Origin of the sequence: Arthrobacter sp. NPDC080031, from assembly GCF_040702485.1 — a bacterium.
GTDB lineage: Bacteria > Actinomycetota > Actinomycetes > Actinomycetales > Micrococcaceae > Arthrobacter.
The window spans coordinates 1,791-5,248 of sequence record NZ_JBFBLA010000053.1; the positions used below are offsets into that span (position 1 = coordinate 1,791).

Consider the following 3,458-nt stretch of genomic DNA (forward strand, 5'->3'; position numbering starts at 1 on the left):
GTTTGATCTTGTGTGGTCAAGTTTTTAAGGGCACACGGTGGATGCCTTGGCATTAGGAGCCGAAGAAGGACGTAGGAATCTGCGATAAGCCTGGGGGAGTTGATAACCGAACGGTGATCCCAGGATGTCCGAATGGGGAAACCCCGCCAGACGCTGCGAGGTGATCTGGTGACCCGCATCTGAACACATAGGGTGCGTGGGGGGAACGCGGGGAAGTGAAACATCTCAGTACCCGCAGGAAGAGAAAACAAGAGTGATTCCGTTAGTAGTGGCGAGCGAACGCGGATGAGGCTAAACCGTTCCATGTGTGATAGCCGGCGGGCGTTGCATGGGCGGGGTTGTGGGACTTTCCGTACTGGTTCTGCCGGACCGGTGGGGTGAGAGCATGAGCATAGGTGAACGGTCTTGAAAGGCCGGCCGGAGAGGGTGTTAGCCCCGTAACCGTAATGTTGTGTGCCGCCTGGAGAGGATCCCAAGTAGCACGGGGCCCGAGAAATCCCGTGTGAATCTGTCAGGACCACCTGATAAGCCTAAATACTTCCTAATGACCGATAGCGGACCAGTACCGTGAGGGAAAGGTGAAAAGTACCCCGGGAGGGGAGTGAAACAGTACCTGAAACCGTGTGCTTACAATCCGTCGGAGCCAGTCTGATTCTGGTGACGGCGTGCCTTTTGAAGAATGAGCCTGCGAGTTAGTGTTACGTCGCGAGGTTAACCCGTGTGGGGTAGCCGTAGCGAAAGCGAGTCTGAACAGGGCGAGTGTAGTGGCGTGATCTAGACCCGAAGCGGAGTGATCTACCCATGGCCAGGTTGAAGCGACGGTAAGACGTCGTGGAGGACCGAACCCACTTCAGTTGAAAATGGAGGGGATGAGCTGTGGGTAGGGGTGAAAGGCCAATCAAACTCCGTGATAGCTGGTTCTCCCCGAAATGCATTTAGGTGCAGCGTTGCGTGTTTCTTGCCGGAGGTAGAGCTACTGGATGGCCGATGGGCCCTACAAGGTTACTGACGTCAGCCAAACTCCGAATGCCGGTAAGTGAGAGCGCAGCAGTGAGACTGTGGGGGATAAGCTTCATAGTCGAGAGGGAAACAGCCCAGACCACCAACTAAGGCCCCTAAGCGTGTGCTAAGTGGGAAAGGATGTGGAGTTGCGAAGACAACCAGGAGGTTGGCTTAGAAGCAGCCATCCTTGAAAGAGTGCGTAATAGCTCACTGGTCAAGTGATTCCGCGCCGACAATGTAGCGGGGCTCAAGTACACCGCCGAAGTTGTGGATTTCAGATAGTAGACAAGCCTTCGTGGTTCAGTCGTCTGGAGTGGTAGGGGAGCGTCGTGTGGGCGGTGAAGTCGCGGTGTAAACCAGCGGTGGAGCCTACACGAGTGAGAATGCAGGCATGAGTAGCGAAAGACGGGTGAGAAACCCGTCCGCCGAATGATCAAGGGTTCCAGGGTCAAGCTAATCTGCCCTGGGTAAGTCGGGACCTAAGGCGAGGCCGACAGGCGTAGTCGATGGACAACGGGTTGATATTCCCGTACCGGCGAAGGACCGCCCATGCCAAGCGGGGGATACTAACCGCCCGGAGCCTGCCCCAGCACCCTTGTGGTGTGGGGGTTTTGGCCGAGCGCGGGACCTGATCCCGGGAGGTAAGCGTATTAACAGGTGTGACGCAGGAAGGTAGCCGGGCCGGGCGATGGTTGCCCCGGTCTAAGGATGTAGGGTCAGCGATAGGCAAATCCGTCGCTGTGTCTTTGATGACGTGCCTGAGATCTGATGGGACCCCCGTCATGGGGGGATCCGGTGATCCTATGCTGCCTAGAAAAGCATCGGCGCGAGGTCCCAGCCGCCCGTACCCCAAACCGACACAGGTGATCAGGTAGAGAATACCAAGGCGATCGAGAGAATTATGGTTAAGGAACTCGGCAAAATGCCCCCGTAACTTCGGGAGAAGGGGGGCCCCAACCTTGAACACCACGTGCTGGTGGGAGGGGATCGGGGCCGCAGAGACCAGGGGGAAGCGACTGTTTACTAAAAACACAGGTCCGTGCGAAGTCGCAAGACGATGTATACGGACTGACTCCTGCCCGGTGCTGGAAGGTTAAGAGGACCGGTTAGCCGCAAGGCGAAGCTGAGAATTTAAGCCCCAGTAAACGGCGGTGGTAACTATAACCATCCTAAGGTAGCGAAATTCCTTGTCGGGTAAGTTCCGACCTGCACGAATGGAGTAACGACTTCCCCGCTGTCTCAACCATAAACTCGGCGAAATTGCAGTACGAGTAAAGATGCTCGTTACGCGCAGCAGGACGGAAAGACCCCGAGACCTTTACTATAGTTTGGTATTGGTGTTCGGAGTGGCTTGTGTAGGATAGGTGGGAGACGTTGAAGCCCTCACGCCAGTGGGGGTGGAGTCATCGTTGAAATACCACTCTGGTCACTTTGGACATCTAACTTCGGCCCGTGATCCGGGTCAGGGACAGTGCCTGATGGGTAGTTTAACTGGGGCGGTTGCCTCCTAAAAAGTAACGGAGGCGCCCAAAGGTTCCCTCAGCCTGGTTGGCAATCAGGTGTCGAGTGTAAGTGCACAAGGGAGCTTGACTGTGAGAGAGACATCTCAAGCAGGGACGAAAGTCGGGACTAGTGATCCGGCGGTACATTGTGGAATGGCCGTCGCTCAACGGATAAAAGGTACCTCGGGGATAACAGGCTGATCTTGCCCAAGAGTCCATATCGACGGCATGGTTTGGCACCTCGATGTCGGCTCGTCGCATCCTGGGGCTGGAGTAGGTCCCAAGGGTTGGGCTGTTCGCCCATTAAAGCGGTACGCGAGCTGGGTTTAGAACGTCGTGAGACAGTTCGGTCCCTATCCGCTGCGCGCGCAGGAAATTTGAGAAGGGCTGTCCTTAGTACGAGAGGACCGGGACGGACGAACCTCTGGTGTGTCAGTTGTACTGCCAAGTGCACCGCTGATTAGCTACGTTCGGATGGGATAACCGCTGAAAGCATCTAAGCGGGAAGCTCGCTTCAAGATGAGATTTCCATGCACCTCGTGTGTGAGAGGCCCCCAGCCAGACCACTGGGTTGATAGGCCGGATGTGGAAGACAGGACCAACGACTGTTGAAGCTGACCGGTACTAATAGGCCGACAACTTACACCACACAAACACGATCACTGCTTGCGTCCACTATGTGGTTCCCGAACAACAACCCGTTGCTCGCCGGAACCAACCAATAACTGAATACCAACACCACAAAGTTGTAACCACAAAGACTTCCCACCCCCGCACCACACGGTGCCCGCGGGGTCGGGTAACAGGGTTACGGCGGTCATAGCGTGGGGGAAACGCCCGGTCCCATTCCGAACCCGGAAGCTAAGACCCACAGCGCCGATGGTACTGCACCCGGGAGGGTGTGGGAGAGTAGGACACCGCCGGACAACCATTCACGGCCAGGCCCCGACACAC

General features: G+C 56.4%; 2 rRNA genes. Both read left to right on the forward strand.

Annotated features, from left to right (window positions below):
* Positions 1-14: 14 nt before the first annotated feature.
* Positions 15-3,153 (forward strand): 23S ribosomal RNA (locus AB0323_RS23840).
* Positions 3,154-3,313: 160 nt separating this feature from the next.
* Positions 3,314-3,430, forward strand: a 5S ribosomal RNA gene (gene rrf, locus AB0323_RS23845).
* The last annotated feature ends 28 nt before the right edge of the window (positions 3,431-3,458 follow it).